We start from the raw sequence: 20,576 nt of genomic DNA on the forward strand, positions 1-20,576 counted from the left end.
CCTTGCCCCACTCTCCCTTCACTCTCACCGTGGAAGCCGGCTCGGGAACCGCATGCATCCGACTCACCGGCTCTCTCGACTACGCCACCAGCGATGAACTGGTCCAACACGCCGACCGGTGCCTCACCAGCCACCCCCACCTTCAGAACCTGCGCCTGGACTGCACCGGACTCGAATTCTGCGACTCCATGGGCCTCTCCGCCCTGCTGATGATCCACCGCAAGACCACCACCCGGCTCGTGCGGCTCCACCTGGACCACCCGCCGCCGTCCCTGGAGCGCATCCTGCGCATCACCGGAGTCGCGGCGCTCTTCTCACGGACCCACCCCACCTCCGTGCGGAACAGGCACACCCCGGAATCAGCACCTCCCGAACCCTCCCTCTGACCGCCGGTCATCGGGGCCGGCCGCCGAGCTACGGCATGCGACCGCAACGATGTTGATGGCGATGACGGCCAGGACGTGCTGGATGTGGACCTTTTCCTGGTCTCGGTAGCGGCAGTAGCGCATGCAGCCGGTCGCGCACCCACATCGCCGCCGGGCCACCTGGATCACTCGCCCGCGCGACCTGCGCGCCACCAAGGCGAACATTCGAGGGCCATCGGCATCACCAAGGACGGAGCCGTCCTCCGTGCATCCACCCCAGACGTCCACCGAGGACTCCGGAACGACGATCAAGGGGCCGCCCATGGATCCATGCGCGCAGTCTGCCGCCCAGCACTGACACCACTCAGCGGCTGGAGCCTGGTCGGCCGACCTGGTCACTTGGGGCGGCGTGGCTTGGCCTATGCGGGGCCAACGGAAACGTCCGCGGTGACGGCAGATCCCGGATGATCCGGTCGCCGTACCGGAGCCGAACGCGTGCCGCCTCACCGGGCCACACCGAGTGGGTACGACACCGCCGGGATTGGCCATGGACGGATCCGGGGAGTGAAGGGCCATGGCGTCAACAGAAGAACGGGCCTGCGTGTCCGCGCGGTTGTCGCACGCGCAGTACAGTGCGTCGCGTGCGGACGCGGCGCTGTGGGCAGGCGTGTCCGTCCTGGTCACGGACACCTCCGGCAGGATCCTGCTGCAGTCCGTCGACTACAGGGACGCATGCCTGCTGCCCGGCGGAGCGATCGACGCCGGCGAGGCTCCCACCACGGCGGCGGGCCGCGAGCTTTGGGAGGAACTCGGAATCGAGCAGCTGCTCACCCACGGACTCGCCGTCGACTGGGTCCCGGCGACCACCCCCGGATTCCACCCGGACATCCGTTTCCCCGGCGAGATCATCCACGTCTACGACGGCGGCACCTGGGACGCCCACCGTATCCAGGAGATCAGACTGCCCGACCGTGAGATCACCGCCGTCCACTGGGCCGAACCCGCCGACCTGCCCACGTACATGGAACCGGGCAACGCCCGCCGGGCCCTGGCCGCCCTCCGCGCCCGGATCAACGGCACGGGCACCGTCCTGCTGGAGGACGGCCGTCCGACCGCCCCCAGCGTCATGGACCGGCTGGAAGTCCTCCGCACTGCCCGCAGACCCCAGAGCTGGCCCTGGCACACCACTCCCGTACCGGCCGGGCTCCCCCTCACCCAGTGCTGGGGCTGGCTGTTCGCCCCGGACGGTCGCGCCCTCGTCCTCATCGGCCGCGACACCGGATCCGCCTGCCTCCCCGGCGGAACCCTCGCACCCGGCGACGTCGGCGACCCGGCAGTAGCGCTGCGCCGGGAAGCGCGCGAGGAAGCCCATGCGGAGACCGGCGAGCTGACCGTTCTCGGCCACCTCCGCGATGACAGCGAGCCGTCCGCCGGGCCCCGGGCCCGGCTCCGCATGGCGGGGCGGATCACATCCATCGGCCCCGAGCGCCGCGACCCGGCTTCCGGCCACTCCTACGCCCGCCTCCTGGCCACACCCGAACAGATCCGGGATCTCTTCGACTGGGGACCGGAAGGCGACCGCCAGCTCATCGCCGTCCACCGCGCCCGTGAACGCCTCGGGCTGCCCGCCGCAGTACGCCAACCGGTCACCGAAATCCCTCAGACCGGCGGCCGGCTGTAGGAAGCCGCTCGGTGACGGCATGCCCTCGCAAGGAGGGGAGCGCCCGGCCGTGGCGGTGCGCGCCCGGCTTCCTCGCCGCAGCCGTCCTCATCGCCGCACAGTGCTCCGAGGGTGAGCCGACCGATCCCGTCGACGGCCCCGCAGAGCCCGCTTCCCGCAAGGTCGTGCAGACCGCGCGGCACCGCACCCGGCACAGGCCCCGCCGGCCGAATGAAACTCAGCCGATGGGGGTGGCGACGGCGATCGCACTGGCGTAGGAGTTGCCGGGCAGGTCGGTCACCAGTGGGTCATCGTCACCTTCGGTCTTGGTGACCACGGCCTTCAGGGCTGAGGAGGTGCAGCTCTGCGTGCCGTCCGGGGACAGGGCGATCCGAACTGGCTCTTCCTCCACACGGCTGGCGTGAGTGAATTCGTCACTCCACTCCAGTGTCGTGGCGTTCATGGTGTGTCCCTGGGTGAGGAACAGGCGTGTTCCGTCGGGGTGGACGGCCAGTTTCGCGTTCCTGTGGAGGTCGTTGCGTTGGTGCTGGACGTCGAACGAATCGGCGTCCAGCAGGCGAAGCCTCTTGTCCTCCCGGACGTAGACGCGGCTGCCGTCCGGGGAAACGTGCACCTCGTGAACACCGCCGACTCTGGTGCTCTTCGATTCGCCGGTGGACAGTGCGAACCTGACCACGTCGTTGCCCGTCGCGCTGTACAGGAAGCGTCCGTCGGGAGAAGCAGCCAGGCCCGAGTGGGTGAACCCGCTGCCGGAGGTGAGGGTACGTGTCACGGTGCGGGTGACGGTGTCGACTTCGCTCACCCCCTCATGGTGGCCGATGTACAGGCGCTTGCCGTCCGGGGAGATCGCCAGCGACGCGGCGTTGACGGCGACGTCGTTGACACCGAGCTCGATGGTCGCCGCGCCCGTGAACGTGCTCAGGTCGATCACCTGGATCTCCGGCGAGTCATCAACCAGGGCGTACAGCTCCCTCTCCCCGGGCACCACGGCCAGCGCCCTCGTGCGGGTCTGCAGGACGACGGTGCCCTTGAGTTCCCCCGTCGCCGGATCGATCGCCGAGACCCCCGCCCCGGGCGTCGAATCCCCTTCGTGGCCGACATAGAAGAAGTACGCATGGCTCCGATGCAGGCCCGTGTGCTGGCCGGCCGGGGCAGAGGGCGGCCGTGGTCAGGCGAGAGGGCTTGGCCGACCTCATCCCCTGTGATCCTCCCACGTGTGACCGCCTGATGACGATGCTGCTGTGACCTTCGCCCCGGATGTCGGCCGCCACGTCGTGCAGGCGCGGCGCGGTCGAGCCCGTGCGTGGTCATGTGGGAGGCGGCTGCCCGCGTGACCCCCGCCGCGATCCGCACGGCCGGCACGGCTGCGGGCGGAGGGGGTGCAGACCCAGGCGGAATCGAGCCAGGTTCAGGCGGGGGCGCATGGATCGGTCGGGTGGCGATACCAGGTGCCCCATGGGCATATGAGCCTTTCGCCCCATGCGTTTTCGATGAGCGTACTCTCATTCAAGATCCATTGACTTGCTCTGGTGATCCTTCTAGCTTCCAGTCATCGGAAGCGCGGCCACCGCCGCCGCTGAGATCGCTGGAGGTCGGAAATGGAAAAGCTCATCGCCAAGATGGCTCAGGAAAGCAACTGGCGGGCGTGGAGCTCCGTCAACTCGGCTCAGGGTGCTGCCACGTCAGGCTGCGTCAGTGCCGCGCCGAAGTCCGGCTGTGTCAGCGCGGCCCCGAAGTCGGGCTGTATCTCCTGACCCGCGGCTGACCGGAGCACCAGGTCGGGTGGTGGTCTCCGGCTGCCGCCCGGCCATCGGGGTGCTCGTCCATCCCCCGATCCGCCCGCTTCACAGCCTACCGAGCGCATTGAACCCTTGAGTCCATTGAGGTCACCGTGAACGGTCAGCCCAGTCCGGACATCGTCGATCAGATCCGCGACATTCCCCTTTATCGGACGTCGATCGAGAACGGCTTTTTCCCCATTCTGGAGAAACCGGAAACAGCCCGAGGATTCCCGGACAACTGGATGACTCCACGACTGGCCAGAGCATTGGAGGACGGTGCGGCGGAGTTCGTTCTCTCCACCGGCACCAACCACGCCCGCATGCAGATCATCCGGCCGCCGTACTTCCTGCTCAAGTCCTACTACGCGCTGTGGAGCGAGCACCCCGACATCGCGGAGACCTGGCACCAGGGCTGCCACCGGGTCTCACTCACCACCGTGCTGGCGACCGAGCACGTGGCCCGGGTGAACGCGAAGAAGCGGGGCACGACCCCGTCCCCCGCGCCGTCCATGGAGGCCCGGCGGCTCGACGGGCGTACGGTCTATCTCAACCTCGCGCTCGACCCGGACCTGTGGGAACGGCCCGATGTCGAACGTATGATCGCGGAGATCCGTCGGGAACAGGACGCCCATCCGCTGGGCCGGTACCACCTCGACTGTTCCGGCTACCACCTGGCGCATCTGGTGCGCAAGGCGGTCGAGTGGGACCTGTGGGACGACTTCCCGCAGCCCGCGAGCGTCATCACCGCCTACGAGTACACGCCGGCCAACGTCCGCCACTATCTGGAGCGGCATCTGCGCTGCCCCGTGGTCGATCTGTTCGGCAGTACCGAACTCGGCTACCTCTACTACAGCGACCGCGACGGGCGGTACCACCCCTATCTCGACCGGATGAGCCTCGAACTGATCCCGGTCGCCCAGGGAAGCCCTGTCCACAGCCTCATCGTGACCAGCGTGCGCAACCCGTACATGCCGCTGATCCGCTACCGCTCCGGGGACTGCGTACGCACCCTGGACGGATCACCCGACCCCGCGAAGGTCACCCGGTTCTGCGGCCGGGAGAAGGAGCTCCTGCCCACGCCGAACGGCCTCGTCTCCCACGGCGACCTCGACGACCGGGTGCGGGACGCGTCGCCGCGGGTCTTCCTCACCCGGCTGCACGCCCCCGGCGACGACGGCGGTCCGGTCCGGCTGCGGTACACGACGTTCGACGGCGGACCGCTGGAGCGCGCCGAGAACACGGCGCTGGAGAAGCTCGTCGGAGAACTCACCGGCCTCCGGTGCGAGACCGAACACCGCACGCACATCCCGATCGGGAAATCCGGCAAATACGCCTGGCTCGCGACGGAACGCCGAATGTGACCGCCCCGGCCTGGGAGAACCATGACGACGCACATCAACGCACGCGGGACGACGCGGCAGCCGATATCTGTCACCGACCTTCGGAATCTGCTCGGCGACGCCCTGCACACCGAAGTGGTGGAGTACTTCGTCGCGCAGACCGGCGGTACACGCGACGACGTCGAGCGCCAGATCACCGAATGCCTCCGATACCTCTACCTGATCTCGGCCCACCGCGAGGCACTCAGTGGCCTCTTCCTGCCGGTGGAACAGCACATCGATGAGATCTGGCACTACCTCATCCTCCAGACCCGGGAATACCGGGAGTTGTGCGAGGAACGGCTGCCGGGCCGGTTCTTCATCCATCACCGCAGCATCGCCTACGAGGACTATCAGCAGGAGCCGGGCCGCGAGCGCTCGATCGAGGAGGCGCTGCGCTGGATTCCGCTGTACTGCCGGGAATTCGGTCCGTTCGACGCGGGCGCGCTCCCCCACTGGACCATCGTCCGATTCCTCCATGAACACATGGACATGCCGCTGGCGGACATCGCGGCACTCCAGCCGAGGGAGTCGGAGTAGTCCCGGCGGCCGGGTGACCGCATCGAGCCCGCGGGGAACGCGAGGAGTGAGTTCATGAGCAGCGGGACCGCAGTACCGGTGACGGCGGACGTGGCGGACCACCCCGCGCAGCGGCGGATCCTCACCGTCCTCGTGGTGGCCCAGATCCTCAGCGGTACGGCGCTGGCCGCCGGGATCACCATCGGGGCCCTGCTCGCCGAGGAGATGCTGGGCTCGACCGGGCTGGCCGGGGTGCCCAGCGCGCTGTTCCTGGTCGGCGGCGCGATCGGCGCGGTGGTGATCGGCCGCGCCTGCCAGCGCTGGGGCCGCCGACCGGGACTCGTCCTCGGCCACGGCGTCGGCGCGCTCGGCAGCCTCGGGGTCGTCTGGGCGACGGTGCTCGACAGCGTTCCCGTACTGTTTCCCGCTCTGCTCCTCTACGGCGCCGGCGGAGCCACCATCATGCTCTCCCGGTACGCCGGCGCGGATCTGGCCGCTCCCGCGCGCCGCGCCCGCGCCGTGAGCACCGTGCTGGTCGCCACCGCCCTGGGTGCGATCGCCGGTCCCCAACTGGCCGACGTCACAGGTGACCTGGCCCAGGCATGGGACATACCCCGGCTGGCGGGACCCTTCCTGCTGGCCTTCGCCGCGTTCGGGTCGGCCGCGGTGTTCCTGGCGCTGTTCCTGCGCCCCGACCCGCTGCTGCTGTCGCGGGCGGCGGACGCGGCCGGCGGGCCTACGACGACGGCCGGGGGAGTGCGCCCCGACGCCCGTGTCTCCGACCGGCGGGGGGTGTTCATCGGGGTGGCGGTGATGGTCCTCGGTCAGCTGGTGATGATCGCGATCATGACGATGACGCCGGTCCACATGGCGGACCACGGCCACAGCACCCGGACGGCCGGGCTCGTCATCGGACTGCACCTGGGTGCGATGTATCTGACGTCCCCGCTGTCCGGTGTGCTCGCCGACCGGGTCGGCCGGCTGTTCACGGCGACGTTGTCCGCCCTGACGCTCTGCGCGGCGGGCCTGGCGGCGTCCCTCGTGCCGCCGCACTCCACCCTCGCGCTGTCCCTTGCGCTCATCCTGCTGGGCGTCGGCTGGAACCTCGGATTCGTCAGCGGTACGGCGCTGATCACCGACGCGCTGCCCGCCGCGACCCGCGCCTCGGCACAGGGGCTGATGGATCTCGGCGTCCTCGCCGCGGGGGCCACCGGGGGCATGGCCTCGGGTGTGATGACCGCCCTGTACGGCTACGACCTGCTGGCGCTGTCCGGAGGGGTCCTGGTCCTGGCGCTCCTCCCGCTGCTCGCCCTGGCCTTCGTGCTTCCGGCGCCGGTGACTGCGGACGGGTCCGGCGGCGACGCGAAGGCCGCGACGGAACCCGGCACCGGCGCCGCGTAACCCTCTTGTGGGCGCCTGGGCGCCTGGGCGCCTGGGCGCCGTGCTGCCCGGACTCGCCCTCTGCGGTCTCTCCCTCTGCGGACCAGCCTCATCCTTAGGGATGTAACTACCTGCATTTCCTTGACCTCATAGAGTAGTTACTTCTAGCGTAGCCATGGCGATGCTCCTGGTGGACCCGCTCGTACGTCCCTCCCCGTAGACGGTCGTACGGCCGGTCATGAGCGTTTCCGACCTTCCCGCCGCCCGACGGCGTTCGCTGGTCCCCGCAGCCGCCATTCCTCACGGGTAGTCACAGCCCCCGCAATCCCTGCGGCCGACATCCGAACGGAAGCACACAGATGACCCCTCGCCCCCTCCTGTCCTGGACCCCCGCTGCCGTCGTCTTCGATTGCGACGGCACCCTGATGGACACCGAACGCCACTGGATGGACGCCCGGCAAAGAGTCTTCGACGACCTGGCCCTCACCCCCACACCCGGCTTCGCGACACGAGCCAAAGGACTGCACTACACCCAGTGCGGACAGCTCATCGCCGACGAGGCGGCCCGCTCCGAGCAGGGCCAGGAGCTGGCCGGACGGCTTCTGCAGTACTTCCGCAACACAGTTTCCGAACAGCTGGAAACCATGCCCGGTGCCCGCGAGATCGTGGAGGCGACAGCCGCCTTCGCCCCGCTGGCCGTGGCCAGCAACTGCCCCCGGGAGGTGGTCGAGTCCTGCCTCGACGCCACCGGACTGCTCGGCCACTTCCGCGCCGTGGTGGTGCCGGACGAACAGATCAGACCCAAGCCGGACCCGGACGTCTATCTGACCGCCGCCCGCCACTGCGAGGCGGCTCCCGCCGACACCCTGGCCGTCGAGGACACCCACTGCGGCATCCTCGCCGCGAAGCGGGCCGGCCTGCGGATCCTCGGCGTCGGACCATGGCCGGGCGACGAGACCGTCGCGCTCACCGACCTGTGGATCGACACGCTGCAGGACCCGAGGATCCGCGAATGGACCGCGCGGCAGGCGGCCTCCCGCACCCCCTCCCAGCAACACCCGCCCGCGCCACGCTCGGCGAGCACCTCGACGCGAGCCTGAGACGCACCGGGGCATCGCGAGGGGTTCCCGTCTACGTCGGGACGAGGACCGTGAGCCACTCCGCTTCACGGGGCCGGTAACCGTGACGCTCCCACAGCCCCGACACGATCGCCGGCACATGGCCGGCTCCGTAGACGATGGCCACCCGGAGCGGCTCGGCGCCGCGTTCCGCGAGGATCTCGCCGAGCGCGTCGAGCAACCTCTGGTCACGCCGGTCGCTCAAGGCATGTTCCACAGGACCGTCGGCCCTCATCTCCGCCCGCAGCGTCGACGGAAGATCCTCGACCACCAAGTCCTCGTCGAGGAAAGCGCGCGGACCACGCAACGCGAACACCAGGCCCATGACAGGAGCAGCGACCATGAGCATCACGTAGGTCCACCGCGGCAGGCTCTTCAGATCCGCGATCGCCTCCGCCGCGGTCACATCCGGGTTGATGACCGGCACGGCCTCCGGAAGCAGCATCGCCTCACGCTGCTCCTGGAGGCCGTTGCGCCGCCGACGCGGGGCGAACCGGTAGGCGAGCGTGAGCGCGCTCACCCCGAGCGATCTCCCTCGGATTCCCTCGATGACGATGAGATCGCATTCCCTGAGCCTGACGCGGACCTGGGAGTAGAACGTCGGAGAAGCCACATGCAGCATCGGGAAGATCACGAACTCCAGCGGCGTCCCGGTCCGCCTCATGGTGATCACAGCGGATCGGACGGCGTACCCGGTCACCTCGATGATCTGCATGCTTCCCCCGCGAACCTCGCCCGCACACCTTCACCCGTACCAGGACACGAGCCCACCCGGTGCCGCGGTTCCCACGACCACTCCGCTCAGGCACCAAGCGCTGCCACCACCCCACGCACCCCAGGATCCTGCTGGTGGACCATCTCCGGGACGAGGCTTAGGTCGTTCGACCTCATCCGGATGCCTACGCCGATCAATCGCCGGCCCGATGCGCCGCTCCGTCAGCGGACGACACCCTTGGGGTGACCCCACCGACTAGGAGCGCATGATGTCGTACCTGGAGAACTCGCAGTACCCGGAGCCCCGCTACCACGGCCCCGAGGGCGAGGTGAACGCGTCCTTCCGTTCGGCTGACACCCCGCCGGAAGTCTCCTCCCCCGGCGGATCCACCAGCTACCTCGCCACGCAGGAGTCGACCGGCGGCGAGTTCGGTCTCTACAAGGGGGTGTTGGGTCCGCGGTCCGCCGGTGCCAAGACCCACTTCCACCGGGCGATGTCCGAGTCCTTCTACATCCTCTCCGGCGAGCTGGAGCTGTTCGACGGCGACAAGTGGGTCACGGGCCGTACGGAAGACTTCCTGTACGTGCCGGTCGGCGGCCTGCACGCCTTCAAGAACGTGACCGACGCCCCCGTCTCCATGCTCATGCTCTTCGCCCCGGGTGCCCCGCGCGAGGAGTACTTCGAACGGGTCGCGGAGATGTCGCGGCGCGGTCCCGAGGAACTGAAGGAGTTCCAAGTCCGGCACGACAGCTACTTCGTGGAGGACCTCCACTGAGCCATCGCCCGAGGCGGCGGCATCGGGCGAAAGGGGAGAGGCCGTTCTAGTCGCCCGGGGTCACCAGTCCTGATTCGTAGGCGAACACCACGGCCTGGGCGCGGTCGCGCAGGTCGAGTTTGGTGAGGACGCGGCTCACATGGGTCTTCACCGTCTGCTCGGCCAGCAGCAGGGTTTCCGCGATCTCCGTGTTGGACCGGCCACGGGCCACCAGGGTGAGGACCTCCGTCTCACGCTCCGTCAGGGCCTTGAGCCGCAACGCGGGCTTGCCCCGGGCCGCCGGGCGCTGCCGGGTGAAGTCAGCGATCAGGCGGCGGGTCACGGAGGGGGCGAGCAGTGCGTCGCCCGATGCCACGACACGTACCGCCGCGATGAGGTCGGCCGGGGGCGCGTCCTTCAGCAGGAAACCGCTCGCGCCCGCCCGCAGGGCCTCGTAGACATAGTCGTCGACGTCGAACGTGGTGAGCATCAGGACCCGCGGCCGGTGCGTGACACCCGGCGGGGGCGACAGAAGACGACGCGCGGCCTCAAGGCCGTCCATCTCGGGCATGCGGACATCCATCAGCACGACATCGGGACGGGTCCGTCGGCTCAGCTCCACGCCCTGCGCACCGTCGGGGGCCTCGCCCACCACATCGATGTCGCTCTGAGCGGCCAGCAGCGCGGCGAAACCCGCCCGCACCATGGCCTGGTCATCGACGATGATGACGCGCGTCGTCACGTGAAAGTCCTTCCGTTCAAGGGGAGTTGCGCGGCCACCCGGAAGCCGCCGTCCGGCAGCGGCCCCACATCGAGGGTGCCGTCGGCGAGCCGCACCCGCTCGCGCATGCCGACGAGGCCATGACCGGTGTCGCCCTCCTCAAGCGGCGCGGCGGGCGGCTCGGGCGGCGGCCCGTTGACCACCAGGACGGTGAGCCGCTCCCCGTCCTGCGACACCGACACCGACACCCGCGTCGCAGCACCCGGCGCATGCCGTACGACGTTCGCGAGGGACTCCTGGACGATGCGGTACGCCGACAGCCCCACCGCCTCGGGCACCTCGGCGTCGCAGGGGGTGAACTCCACCGGCATGCCCGCCCTCACCGTCGCCTCCACCAACTGACCGATCCGCGTCAGGCCCGGCTGGGGCGCCAGCTCACCGTGCGCCTCCTCGTTGCGCAGCACGCCGAGGAGCCGCCGCATCTCGCCCAGCGACTCCCGCGCGGTCGCCGCGATGGACGTGAACTCCTCCTGCACATGCGGCGGCAGCCCCTCCAGCCGGTACGCCGCCGTGTCCGCCTGCACCGTGATGACGGACATGTGGTGCGCCACCACGTCATGCAACTCGCGCGCGATACGGGCCCGCTCCTCCAGCAGGGTCCGCCGGCCCCGCTCGGCCTCGCTGATCGTCTCCTGCTCGGCCAGCCTGCGCTGCGCCTCGTAGCGCTCGCGGAGCGCACCGCCGAGGACGAGCGCCACACCACTGAGGATGGTGAGCAGCGGGCTCACCCCGCTGGTGCCGTGGGGCGCGAAGAAGGCCAGGACGATGTTGGTGCCCGCCGTCGCCAGCCACACCAGCAGCAGGGTCCGGCGCGGCTCGCGCAGGCCGAGGGCGAGGCACAGGCCGACATACCCGACGATCACCGTGGGCGGGTACGGCCAGACGTGCTGCGCCGCGAAGTCGACGGTGAGCAGGGCGAGCGCCCCGGCCACGTCCGCCGCGAAAATCACGGCCCAGGCGTGCAGCGGCCGTACGACGGCGAGCAGCAGCGGGGCCGTCTGCGCGACGGCCAGCGAACTCGCGATGCCGCCGTTCAGACCGTAGTCGGTGCTGAGCACCATGATGGTGGTGGGCAGGAGGGAGACGCACAGCACGAACGCGACGCCCCACGGCAGCAGCCGCACCCATCGACGCGACGCCCCCGCGAGCAGGGCGCGCGGTGGTCTCTCCTCCACTGACGTCATGGGACCCACCTTATGCGCGGCTCTGAGCAGGGCCGGGACGGGACGACCCGTCCGATGTCGGGTGCCCGAGCGGTCGCGTCTCACGCCGCCAGCGCGAAATAGGCGAAGCCCGCGGCCAGTACGCCCACCAGCGCGCGGCGGGTCGTGCCCGTGCGGTCCCACGGGGTCTCCAGGGGCTGGGCGAACTTCGCGATCGCCACGAACAGCCCCGCGAAGAGCGGCATCCACGCCAGGCGCGCCAGGATCCATCCGACGGTGTCCGGCGCGTTCGTCAGACCGGGGACCTCGCCGACGTACGAGGCGGGGACCGCGGCGGCGAGCATCGCCGTCTGGTGCCAGCACAGGATCGTCATCGCCGACAGGTTGATGATCACCACCGGGGCCCACAGGGCCGGGCGTCGCAGCAGCCGGGCCAGCCGGTCGCGGAGCAGGATCGCCGCACCGGACTGGGTGGCCGCGAGCGCCAGGACCAGCAGGGACGGCGGGTGGGAGTTGGTGCGGGAGGTGCCGGGCACCCCCACCATCGACGCCGGATAGTGGAAGGCGAGCAGCAGGGCGGCGAACAGAGCCGCACCGCCGGTGAGCAGGAGCCATGCCTCGCGGCGGCCCAGCCGCCTGTCCGCCCAGGCCACCCCCAGCTGGTAGGCGAACATCCAGCCCGGCAGCAGATTGAGCAGGCTCAGCCAGGACGGCATCGCCTCCGCGTACGGCCCGTAGCGCAGGAAGTCGACCACCGCGACCGAGCCGAGCAGCGGGGCCGCGGCCCAGAGACCGAGGCGCCGCGAGGCGCGCACGCAGTACGGCGTGAGGGCCGTGATCACGGCGTAGACGCCGACGAACCACAGGGGCTGGACGACCAGTGTCGACGCGGTGTGCAGGGTGGCGACCGGGACGTCGAAACCGTAGTGGAGGGTGGGAAGCAGCAGCGCCCATACGGCGGTGACGCCGAGGACCGGGCGGCCCAGGCGGATGAGCCGGCCGGTGATCCATGCGCGGGCCGAGCCCTCGCGGCGCCGGTAGGAGAGGTACGAGGAGTAGCCGCCGACCAGGAAGAAGATCCCCAGCAACTGGAGGATCCAACTGGCCGGGGCCAGCGCGCCGAAGGTGGCCAGCGGACTGGCGTTGTGCAGGCCGCCGCCGCTGTCGAGGGTGAAGCCGCCGACCAGCCAGTGGCCGGTCGGGACGGCCAGGAGCGCCAGCGCGCGCAGGCCGTCGACGGCGCGGTCGCGATGGGCGGGGGTCCGGCCGTCGATCGTGGCGGTGAGCTTCGCGAGCCGCGGGGGCGTCCTCATCACAGGTCTCCGTCGGCGATCGCCGCGAACGCGGTCAGCGTGGACGTCCCGGGGGAGAAGTACGCGTCGTGCGCCGGGACGTCGTCGGCGGACAGGACGGTCGCGCCGAAGTCGGGGGAGGTGGGGTCCGCGCCGTGGCCCAGGCCCAGGATCTCGACATGGGGCACGTGGTCGATCCAGTCGTCCTCGGACGTGGCCGCCCAGACGTGGGCGTCGGTGTCGAGCGCGGTGACATCGTCGGCGCGCATGCCGGGCGAGCCCATGACGACGATGTCGCCCGCGTCGGTGTCGGGGGCGGCGAGGCCGCAGACCACCGAGCCGTAGCTGTGGCAGAAGAGAGAGGGGTCGGGCAGCCCGGCCGCGTGCAGGCCGTCGGTGAAGCGGGTGAGGCGCGCGGCCCCGGCCTCGGCCAGCCGGCCCGTCGCCAGGTCGGGGCCGATGCCGGAGGGGGTGATGTAGCCGGCCCAGGCGATGACGGCGGTGTCGTCGCCCGCCTCCTCCTGGAGGTCGGCGGCCCACCGTGCCGTACGGCCTGACGTCGAGAGGTCGATGTCCGAGCCGGGGACGATCACCGAGACGTGGGTGGCGTTCTCCAGGTCGCCCGCGACCCGCGCGATCAGTCCGCGACCGCGCGGGTCGTACGCGAGGACCTGGTCGCCCGCGGGGGCGTTGGCCGCGTAGCGGAGGCGCACGGGCGCCCCGTCGAGATTGCCCACCACCGCGGGGTGGTTCTCCACGAGTCGCTGCCGCTGGGCGTCGGTCAGGCCGGCGAAGAAGGCAGCGACTTCGGTGGGGGTGGCGGTGGTGGGGTCCGGCAGTGCCCGGCCCAGGGAGTCGTCCGCCAGCCAGGCGGCGGTGCCGGGGAGCGGACCGCCCGGCGGGCTCTCGCCGCGCGCCGACGCCCAGCCGGTGGTGCTGCCGACCAGCAGCGCGGTCAGTGCGGCGGTGGTCAGCGTCTTCCTGAAGCGGCGCATCCGTCCGTCCCCCTCATGTCTCGTCCGTGGTGACGGGAGGAAGGTAGGAAGACGGTGTCGGGCGGGGCGTCACCCCGGGGAGCCAAGTCGGAAGTGCTACCCGGGTAGGGGGTGGCCTACCGGCCGGCTGGTCATGCCCGGTGGGCGCGCTGGGCGAGCCAGCCCGCCATCGCCCGCACGCCGACGCCGATGGCGCGTTCGTCCGGGGAGAAGTCCGGGTAGTGCGGATAGCTGGTCGTGACGGGCGCGCCGGGAGCGCGTACGCCGAGGAAGGTGAACGTACCGGGGATCCGGTCCAGGAAGAGGGCGAAGTCCTCGCCGCTGAAGGGCGGGAAGGCGGCATGAAGCTCGATGGCCGAGTCGTGGCCGAGGGCGCGGCGCAGATGACGGCCGAGCAGACGGGCGTCGCGTTCCGGGCTGACCATGGCAGGGAACGGATCGGCGGGGAAACGGACCCCGGCGCCCGGGTACGACCGGGCCGTACGGCGGATGCTCTCGCGCACCTCCACGTACCGCTCCTGCGGCCAGCAGCGGTACGACACCGTCACCTGGGCCTGCTGTGGCACCGCCCGGAGGGCGATGAACCGGGTCAGCGGTCCGTCGGGCGTGCGGGACTCGGCGATGATCCGCTCCAGGTCCGCGGGTGTCTGCGGGAGCGCCACGGTGGCGAGCCCGCCGAGGTCGGCGGCCAGCCGCCGCGCGTCGTCGAGCGCGTCCGGGCCGGTCAGGGTCACTTCCGCCTTGTCCTGGCCCGGCATCCCGAAACCCCCGGTCAGGGCGAACCGGCCGACGGGGAACGGCCCGCAGTGCAGCGCGTGGATCTCCTCGACCTGCTCGCGTTCCAGGACACCCGAGTCGATCAGCGCGCGGGCGCCGGAGAGCGTCTCCTCGGCGGGCTGGAAGAGGAAGACGACCGTTCCGCTCAACTCCTTCCGGAACCGGGCCAGGACCCGCGCGACGCCGACCCCCACCGCGGTGTGGACGTCGTGGCCGCACAGATGGGCCGGAGCGGTCCCTCCTCCGACGATGTCCTTGGGCGGAACCGCGTCCATGTCCGCCCGGTAGGCGACGGTACGGCCCGGACGCGAGCCCGCGAGAACCCCGACCACCCCGTGACCGCCGACCCCCGTGGTGACGGTCAGTCCCGCGGCCCGTAGCTCCCGGGCCACCAGGGCGGCCGTACGCCGCTCCTGACCCGGCGCCTCCGGATGCTGATGGAGATCCCGCCGCAACCGGATCAGCGCCTGCTCCAGACGTGCGGCCTCGGTGGACAGCGCCGTCTGCGTCACCGGCCCGCCCCGCCCCCGCGCGACGGCTTCCCCCGTGGCTGCCCACATCAACCCGGCACTGACTGCCGCCGTTCCGGCCAGCACCGTGCGGCGTGCGAGAGCGTGTTCCACCGGACGATCCACTGTTACCCCTCACCTCAAGTCGGCTTCCGGCACCCACGATCGCCGCGCACCGTGGTCCTTGCCCATCCGGTGAGCCACCCTCCGGCGGTGGGGGCAGCCACCCCACGCCCCGGGCCGTGCCGGAGCCGTCGTCCCGGGGCGTGGGTACCGGTGGTCAGTAACCGGTGCTGACCGTGACTGCGCCGAAGGTGCTCACGGCGTGCAGGCTGATGTAGTGGGCGCCGGCCGTCGGGTTGTCGACGGTGAGGGTGTGGCTGTTGCCGGTGCCCGTGGCGCGCTGGGTGTAACTGGTGGTGCCGGGCCAGCCGGTGGGGCTGTAGTACAGGTCCGCGTCGCCCGTGCCGCCGGAGGAGGTGATCTTCAGCCGGGCGGTACCGGCCGGGACGTAGAGGTAGAGGTAGGCCCGGTTCCCGGTGGTGGCGGCCTGGTTGCTGCGTCGGCAGTTGCGACCCAGCTCCCGGGTGTCGGTTCCGGTGCACTCGGTGACGGTGCTGCCCGCGCCGCAGTCGCCGGCCGCGCAGCCCGCCAGCCAGGTGTACCAGTCGTTGTCGTAGCGGGTGCCGATCGTGCTGGTCAGATAGGTGCGGGCGGCGTTCCAGTTGCCGGCGCGGTAGTGGCCGAGGACGGTGTCCATGTCGGCGCGGTGGTTCTCCAGCATGTACCGGGTGGCGAGGTAGCCCCAGCGGTAGACGCGGGTGGTGTCGTGGCTGTACGTGGTGTCGAACAGGGTGCTCAGGGCGTAGGTGCGGCGCCCGGCCTCCGTCATCGCCGCGGTGTAGGGGACTCCGCGGTAGGAGTAGGAGACGTACTCGGCGAAGCCCTCGATCCACCAGATGGTCGGGGTGGTCATGTTGGCGCCGAAGTCGCCGTGCATGTCGAAGCGGCCGTCGAGGTAGTGGGTGTACTCGTGGTTGAGGTTCCAGATCTGGAAGTCGGGGCGCAGCCATTCGGCTTCGTAGGCGATGAAGCGGGCCTGGTTGCCGGTCGCCGCCGGGTCGCCTTCGAGGTACATGCCGCCGTTGTTGGTGTCGATCCCGAACATGGCACCGGCGTAGGTCTGGTAGTCGGTGCTGGAATCGAAGACCACGACCTCGATGGTGGTGTTGTTGTCACCCGCGACGGGTCCGCTGTCCCGGGCGACGTCGTGGAAGTAGGCGTCCTGGCGGCGCAGGCTGTCGCAGCTGGAGGACAGTTCGCCCGAGGTCATCTGCTGGGCCCTGACGGTGATGCTGGAGCTGCAGGTGTGTCGCACGGGGAGTACGGCGTTCGCCAGTTGGGTCGGGAGGTCACAGGTGCCGAAGTAGGAGCAGTTGGCCTTGTCGTAGGCGTCTGTCATCTCGGCCACCCCGACCCAGAGCGGGGCCGTGGTGCCCTTGATCGAGCTGGCGTTCAGCAGACCGGCGGCCAGCGGGCGGACCTTGCTCCGCAGGGTCGGGTGCTGGAGGAATCTGCCGAGTTCACGGCCCGCGTTGGAGGTGAGGTAGGACTGGTCCGTGCCCAGCAGCGGGAGATGACCGGCCGCGAAGGCGTACAGGGCGTCGATCAGGCTGGGATCCGACTGGACGGCTGTCACGAACGCGGGCACCTGGTGACCGCGGAAGGTCACGATGTAGACGTTGTTGACCGCGTTGAGCATCCACCAGGAGGAGTTCCAGGAGGAGTCGTAGTCCGCGAGCAGGCGTTTGACGACGTACAGGTAGCGGGCGTTCTCCTCCGCGCTGTCGATGAGAGTGACGGCCTCGGCGAGGGTCTCACCGTTGGCGTCGCTGACGTCACGGGAGCGTGGGCTGGCGAAGAACGCGTCGAGCCCGGCGCGGATGGCGGTCCGCAGGCCGCTGCCGTAGCTGCCCACCGCGTCGCCGTTGTAGTACTGCACGTAGTAGCCGGCCCGCAGATAGAGCACGAGTTGCGGCATGCCGGTGCCGCCGTTGCCGGGGTAGGACGCCGAGCCGTCGCGCAGGGCGTAGGCGACGGTGGTCATCTGCGCTTCGCGGAACGCCTGGTAGGCGTTGGTGCCGGTCAGATTGAACAGGGTGTTGACGCAGTCGGTCGTGGACGCCTTGATCTGCTGCACCAGCGCGCTGCCGGTGCGGCTGGTGAAGTCGGAGACGTCGCACGCGGCGGCGGTCTTCCGCGCGCCCTTGCCCTCGGCCGGCGGGTCGGCCGACTCGGAGGGACGGAGCGGTTGCTTCTCGGGCCGGCCGTAGGATGTCTTGAGCGCGTCCTTGTTCGCCGCCAGCGGCGGGAGTTCGGACGTCGCCCTGCGTCCCTCGCCGACATGCTCGGTCTCGGCGGTGACGGACTGGGCCACGGGCGGGGGACCGTCGTGCCGCTCGTCTCCGGCCGCGGTGGGGGCGGTGGGGGCGGTGGCGGCCGGGGGCCCGTTGTGGGCGCCGGCCGGCTGCGCCGGCAGACCGGTACAGAGGGCCAGGGCCAGCGGCAACGCCGCGACCAGACGTCGCCGGAGGAATGACTTTCTCACTACGCCTCCCATGAGGGGTCGGCCACGCGACGCGTGGCCTAGGGGGGGATGAGAGGGCCGTGGATCGGGGAGGGCCGTGCCGTCGCGCTGACGGGAACACGACCGATGCCTAGATTGGCATGACCACGACCTGTGCCATGTACCATTGCACAGGTGACATGACTCAGGGAAGGCATCGGACGGAATCCAGGGTTGCCAACTGACCTACGTGTGACGGGACTTGACCGCGTGGGTGGGTGAAGGGCCCGATGGCCGTCACATCGGACGGAATTCAGGTCACCTGGGCGGGGAGCGGTGGGGTGGGGACCGGTGGGCTGAGGCGGGCCGGAGACGCTATCGGCCGCCGAGCCCAAGGGCCGGAGCCGGAGCCGGATCGCCGCCCCGCGCCTGAGCCGGGTCACGGTCCTGAGCCGGAATCGGAGCCGGTTCGCGGTCCTGCGCCTGTGCCGGTTCGCGGTCCTCGGCGTCCGCGCGCCCGTCCGCCCACAGGGTGCGCACATGTGCGAGATGGCGGCGCATGCACTCCTCGGCCTCGGCGACCCGGCCGCTCACCATGAGATCGAGCAGTTCCACGTGCTCCTGGGCGGAAGCCACCAGGCGGCCCGTCTCGTTGAGGCTGCTCAGTCCGAACAGACGTGACCTTTTGCGCAGGTCGGCCACCACCGCCACCAGATGGTGGTTGCCGGCCAGGGCCAGCAGCTCCAGATGGAACCGGTGGTCGGCCTCCAGGTACTTGAGGACGTCATGCTCCTGGGCCGCCGTGACGATCTGCCGCGCCAGTGGACGCAGAGCCTCCAACTGCTCGGCACCGGCTGTCGCGGTGACCCGTCCCACCGTGGGGACCTCGATCAGGGTGCGGATCTCGGTGAACTCGTCGAGATCCTGCTCGGTCATCTCCGTGACGCGGAACCCCTTGTTGCGCACCGCTTCGACCATGCCCTCCCGGACCAGGTCCAGCATGGCCTCGCGGACCGGAGTGGCGGAGACATTGAGCTTCGCCGCGAGGGTCGGGGCGGAGTAGAGGACCCCCGGCCGCAGTTCGCCGGCGGTGAGGGCGGCCCGCAGCGCGTTGGCGACCTGGTCGCGCAGATGGGCCTGGACGGAGATCACCTGCGGTTCGAGATGAGGCATCTCTGTTCCTCCGTCCGACCAGCCCAATAACCTCCCACTATACAATGTCACGTTGCTTCGACGGATCGTCGGCGGTTGCCACGCGGGCGTCCACGCCGACCGCGAGGTGTCCTCCGGGTGACACGGCACGGGTGTGCCGTACGGGCTCAGCGCAGCGCTGCCATCCACGCCTCCACTTCGTCGGCGTCGCGGGGCAGTTCCGACGACAGGCACACGGCTCCGTCGTCGGTGATGACGAAGTCGTCCTCGATCCGTACGCCGATGCCGCGCAGTTCCTCGGGCACCGTCAGGTCGTCGGGCTGGAAGTACAGGCCCGGCTCGACGGTGAGGACATGACCGGCCTCAAGGACACCGTCCAGGTAGGTCTCGCCGCGGGCACCGGCACAGTCATGGCAGTCCAGACCGAGCATGTGCCCCGAGCCGCAGACGGTGTACCGGCGGTACAGGTCGGACTCGGCGGTCGCGGCCGAAGCCCCGTACGGCCGCAGGCCCCACGCGTCGAGTCCCTCGGCGATGACCCGCATGGCGGCGGTGTGGAAGTCGCCGTACCGGGCGCCGGGGCGCAGCGCGGCGATCCCCGCCGACTGGGCGGCGTGCACCAGGTCGTAGACCCGGCGCTGGGTGTCGGTGAACCGGCCGTCGACCGGCAGCGTCCGGGTGAGGTCGCCGGTGTAGAAGGAGTCGGCCTCGACCCCCGCGTCCAGCAGGAGCAGGTCGCCGTCCCTGACCGGGCCGTCGTTGCGCATCCAGTGCAGCACGCAGGCGTGGGCTCCGGCCGCCGCGATGGTATCGAAACCCAGCGCGTGACCTCCGAGCCGGGCACGCCGGTTGAAGGTGCCCTCGATCCAGCGTTCCCCCCGCTCCAGGCGGGTGGCGTGGCGCAGTTCGCCCACGACATCGTGGAATCCGGCGACCGTGCAGTCCACGGCCCCGTCCAGCTGGCCGATCTCCCAGGCGTCCTTGACCAGCCGCAACTCCGAGAGGAAAACGACCAGTTCGGCATCGGCCTGGGGGGAGGGCGGTACGCGTGCGTCGACGTACGGATCCTCGAAGCGCAGCACGCGGGTCGGGATGTTCCCGCGCAGGGCCCGATCCAGGTCGTCGCGCGCGGCGACCTCGACGCCGAGCGCGTCCGCGGTCTCCGGGAGGGTCCGGCGCCGACCGGTCCAGAACTCGCCGTACCGTCGGTCGCCGTGGAACTCCGTGCCGTTCGGGCCGCCGTCCCGCGGTGACCGAGGCCGGGTGAACAGGGTCACCGCGTGGCTGCCGCCGGTGGGCTCGAAGACGAGGACGCTGTCGGGGACCGCGGACGACCCCTCCTCGGCGGTGAGGTGGACGTATGCGCTGTGCGGGCGGAACGGGTGGTCGAAGTCGTTGCTCCTGACCTTCAGCCCGCCCGACGGGACGACGATCCGTTCCCCGGGAAACCGCTCCGACACCGCCGAGCGCCGCTTGGCGGCGTACGCCGCGCCCGGCAAGGGCGGCGACTTCAGTGCCGTGTCCGCCCACCCTCCCCGGAAGGGGCCGCCGTTCTCCGTGGCCGGTACGTCACGATGAGCCTCGCTCGTCCCGCGCAATCCGTTCCGCTCCTTCATCGAGAGATCCCCTCGCCTGGCGAGAGCCGTCGG

At 70.5% G+C, this 20,576-nt stretch carries 17 protein-coding genes; 7 read left to right on the forward strand and 10 right to left on the reverse strand.

The window, feature by feature from the left end; translation table 11 throughout:
* Positions 1 to 29: 29 nt before the first annotated feature.
* On the forward strand, positions 30 to 386 hold the full coding sequence (locus ACIQNG_RS09370) for an STAS domain-containing protein (protein ID WP_401483547.1): 357 nt from the start codon (positions 30 to 32) through the stop codon (positions 384 to 386).
* Between the two features lie 553 nt (positions 387 to 939).
* A complete protein-coding gene (locus tag ACIQNG_RS09375) occupies positions 940 to 2,046 on the forward strand; it encodes an NUDIX domain-containing protein (RefSeq protein ID WP_401483549.1) in 1,107 nt (368 codons plus the stop codon).
* Between the two features lie 217 nt (positions 2,047 to 2,263).
* Here the strand turns inward: ACIQNG_RS09375 and ACIQNG_RS09380 are convergent, their stop codons facing one another.
* A complete protein-coding gene (locus ACIQNG_RS09380; protein WP_401483551.1) occupies positions 2,264 to 2,977 on the reverse strand; it encodes a WD40 repeat domain-containing protein in 714 nt (237 codons plus the stop codon).
* Positions 2,978 to 3,937: 960 nt separating this feature from the next.
* On the opposite strand from ACIQNG_RS09380, the gene ACIQNG_RS09385 reads away from it, so the two are divergent.
* From ACIQNG_RS09385 to ACIQNG_RS09400, 4 genes are all read left to right on the forward strand, one after another.
* Entirely contained in the window at positions 3,938 to 5,188 is a 1,251-nt protein-coding gene (locus ACIQNG_RS09385; RefSeq protein ID WP_401483553.1) for a hypothetical protein, read from the forward strand.
* A gap of 21 nt (positions 5,189 to 5,209) precedes the next feature.
* The gene (locus ACIQNG_RS09390) at positions 5,210 to 5,746 is read left to right on the forward strand and encodes a hypothetical protein (protein WP_401483555.1); all 537 of its coding nucleotides are present in this window, start codon (positions 5,210 to 5,212) and stop codon (positions 5,744 to 5,746) included.
* A 54-nt stretch (positions 5,747 to 5,800) separates the two neighbouring features.
* The gene (locus ACIQNG_RS09395) at positions 5,801 to 7,126 is read left to right on the forward strand and encodes an MFS transporter (RefSeq protein WP_401483557.1); all 1,326 of its coding nucleotides are present in this window, start codon (positions 5,801 to 5,803) and stop codon (positions 7,124 to 7,126) included.
* Positions 7,127 to 7,464: 338 nt separating this feature from the next.
* A complete protein-coding gene (locus ACIQNG_RS09400; RefSeq protein ID WP_401483559.1) occupies positions 7,465 to 8,205 on the forward strand; it encodes an HAD family hydrolase in 741 nt (246 codons plus the stop codon).
* Between the two features lie 31 nt (positions 8,206 to 8,236).
* Here ACIQNG_RS09400 and ACIQNG_RS09405 read toward each other — a convergent pair whose 3' ends face one another.
* On the reverse strand, positions 8,237 to 8,938 hold the full coding sequence (locus ACIQNG_RS09405; protein WP_401483560.1) for a hypothetical protein: 702 nt from the start codon (positions 8,936 to 8,938) through the stop codon (positions 8,237 to 8,239).
* 268 nt (positions 8,939 to 9,206) lie between these two features.
* On the opposite strand from ACIQNG_RS09405, the gene ACIQNG_RS09410 reads away from it, so the two are divergent.
* Positions 9,207 to 9,713 (forward strand): cupin domain-containing protein, encoded by a 507-nt coding sequence (locus tag ACIQNG_RS09410; protein WP_401483562.1) that lies wholly within the window; start codon positions 9,207 to 9,209, stop codon positions 9,711 to 9,713.
* Between the two features lie 46 nt (positions 9,714 to 9,759).
* Here ACIQNG_RS09410 and ACIQNG_RS09415 read toward each other — a convergent pair whose 3' ends face one another.
* The 8 genes from ACIQNG_RS09415 to ACIQNG_RS09450 all read right to left on the reverse strand — a co-directional run bounded on the left by ACIQNG_RS09415 (position 9,760) and on the right by ACIQNG_RS09450 (position 20,543).
* Positions 9,760 to 10,434: a response regulator gene (locus ACIQNG_RS09415; RefSeq protein ID WP_401483563.1), complete on the reverse strand. Its 675-nt coding sequence runs from the start codon at positions 10,432 to 10,434 to the stop codon at positions 9,760 to 9,762.
* Entirely contained in the window at positions 10,431 to 11,657 is a 1,227-nt protein-coding gene (locus tag ACIQNG_RS09420) for a sensor histidine kinase (protein WP_401483565.1), read from the reverse strand. The genes ACIQNG_RS09415 and ACIQNG_RS09420 overlap by 4 nt, the downstream gene beginning before the upstream one ends.
* An 80-nt stretch (positions 11,658 to 11,737) precedes the next feature.
* Positions 11,738 to 12,949, reverse strand: coding sequence for an acyltransferase (locus tag ACIQNG_RS09425; protein ID WP_401483567.1), 1,212 nt, complete (start codon positions 12,947 to 12,949; stop codon positions 11,738 to 11,740).
* Complete coding sequence (locus ACIQNG_RS09430) at positions 12,949 to 13,923, reverse strand: alpha/beta hydrolase (RefSeq protein WP_401483569.1); 975 nt, start codon at positions 13,921 to 13,923, stop codon at positions 12,949 to 12,951. The genes ACIQNG_RS09425 and ACIQNG_RS09430 overlap by 1 nt, the downstream gene beginning before the upstream one ends.
* A 131-nt stretch (positions 13,924 to 14,054) precedes the next feature.
* Positions 14,055 to 15,323: a M20 family metallopeptidase gene (locus ACIQNG_RS09435; protein ID WP_401483571.1), complete on the reverse strand. Its 1,269-nt coding sequence runs from the start codon at positions 15,321 to 15,323 to the stop codon at positions 14,055 to 14,057.
* 166 nt (positions 15,324 to 15,489) lie between these two features.
* The gene (locus ACIQNG_RS09440; protein WP_401483573.1) at positions 15,490 to 17,817 is read right to left on the reverse strand and encodes a M9 family metallopeptidase; all 2,328 of its coding nucleotides are present in this window, start codon (positions 17,815 to 17,817) and stop codon (positions 15,490 to 15,492) included.
* A 333-nt stretch (positions 17,818 to 18,150) separates the two neighbouring features.
* Positions 18,151 to 18,948, reverse strand: a complete 798-nt coding sequence (locus ACIQNG_RS09445; protein ID WP_401483575.1) for a GntR family transcriptional regulator — start codon at positions 18,946 to 18,948, stop codon at positions 18,151 to 18,153.
* Positions 18,949 to 19,094: 146 nt separating this feature from the next.
* Complete coding sequence (locus ACIQNG_RS09450) at positions 19,095 to 20,543, reverse strand: aminopeptidase P family protein (RefSeq protein WP_401483577.1); 1,449 nt, start codon at positions 20,541 to 20,543, stop codon at positions 19,095 to 19,097.
* Between the last annotated feature and the right edge of the window lie 33 nt (positions 20,544 to 20,576).

Source organism: Streptomyces sp. NPDC091377, assembly GCF_044757045.1.
Taxonomy (GTDB): Bacteria; Actinomycetota; Actinomycetes; order Streptomycetales; family Streptomycetaceae; genus Streptomyces.